The organism is Pseudomonas sp. P5_B2, assembly GCF_056400445.1.
This window is the reverse complement of record NZ_JBFULH010001017.1, coordinates 1-1153: the sequence shown is the minus strand read 5'-3', so window position 1 is coordinate 1153 and position 1153 is coordinate 1. Positions and strand designations below refer to the sequence as shown.

The following is a 1153-nucleotide window of genomic DNA, read 5'->3' as shown; positions in this document are numbered from 1 at the left end:
ATGGCCTACGACGATAAAGCGCACCGACACGAGCACCAGGTGAAGGTGCGTCTCGACGATGAAGTCTTTCAGGAGCTGAAGGACGTTGCCCGTGACATGAAGCTGCAACACAGCGTGCTTAGCCGAGAAATCATCGAGGCCGCGCTTGAGGTCAAGCGAACGCTCGGAGAGCTGCCGTTTGAGCTGGAGAAAAGACGGGCCTGACAAGGCCATAGAGGGGGATTCATGCCCAGTTCAGTAGTGGGACTCAGGAAGGGCGCAACAGAAGAATTGGCGCGATGGGCGTCGGAAATCGGAATCACCCCGGATGCACTGGCCTCGCAGATTTTGCGACTGGCGATGCCGGGTCTCAAGAAGGTCGCCTGCGACAGCGTCCCGCTTGATAGCAACGTGATTGCCTTCGCTCCCAAGCGGTGATTCACAGCCCTTATTAGGGACCGCGGAGAGGGAAGGGTAGGTCGGCAAGAGATTTCAAGATTGGCGCTGGTCCCGGTTTCGGGACTGGAAGAAGAGAAGGTCATGGGTTCGTCCCTGATCAGTTGATGAACGAATGATCGTGGATCTAGTGGCACCAAGCCACGTAACAATTTTCGAGGTGTTACATGCAAACACTGATGAGAGCCATCTACGACGTAGTAGACGAGCACGGCACCAAGAAGATCGCGGAAGGTGCCAGCTTCACGTCGCGCACCCTACTGGCTCAGAAAGCCAACCCTGATTACGACAGCCACAACATGAACGTGCCTGAGCTTGATCGGATCATGGCATTCACCCAGGACTTCCGCCCTCTGGCAGCTTGGGCTGATCGCTTTGGGTTTGACCTGGTGTCGCGGGTGCGTCCTGCGGCGAAGCCATTGCTGATCGCGCTGGGGAACCTGTCTGCCGAATGCGGCGACGTGGGCCGTCTGATTTTCGATGCAACCGCCGACAACCACATCAGCCAGCACGAAAAAGCCCAAGGCGAGAAAGCAATCCTTGAAGCGATCGATGCGCTGCAGGTTCTGCGCGAATCGCTGAAGGCAGCATGATATGGGACTTTTTTCACTGTTGGCTGCCGCGATTTTCGGCTTTTTGATTGGGTTGTTTTTCCGATCAACTCAACCTTCCTGCGCGCTTATCTGGCCGGTTTGCCATGTCAGCTTTGAGCCTGACT

Annotated in this window: 3 protein-coding genes; all 3 read left to right on the top strand. The window is 56.1% G+C overall.

What is annotated here, in order from left to right; all coding sequences use genetic code 11:
* Positions 1–204 (top strand): hypothetical protein (locus tag AC1DRJ_RS28820; RefSeq protein ID WP_020799051.1); only part of this gene is annotated, 204 nt, incomplete at its 5' end.
* A 21-nt stretch (positions 205–225) separates the two neighbouring features.
* Positions 226–417 (top strand): hypothetical protein, encoded by a 192-nt coding sequence (locus AC1DRJ_RS28815; RefSeq protein WP_477805130.1) that lies wholly within the window; start codon positions 226–228, stop codon positions 415–417.
* Between the two features lie 185 nt (positions 418–602).
* Positions 603–1028 (top strand): phage regulatory CII family protein, encoded by a 426-nt coding sequence (locus AC1DRJ_RS28810; protein WP_477805129.1) that lies wholly within the window; start codon positions 603–605, stop codon positions 1026–1028.
* Positions 1029–1153 lie beyond the last annotated feature (125 nt).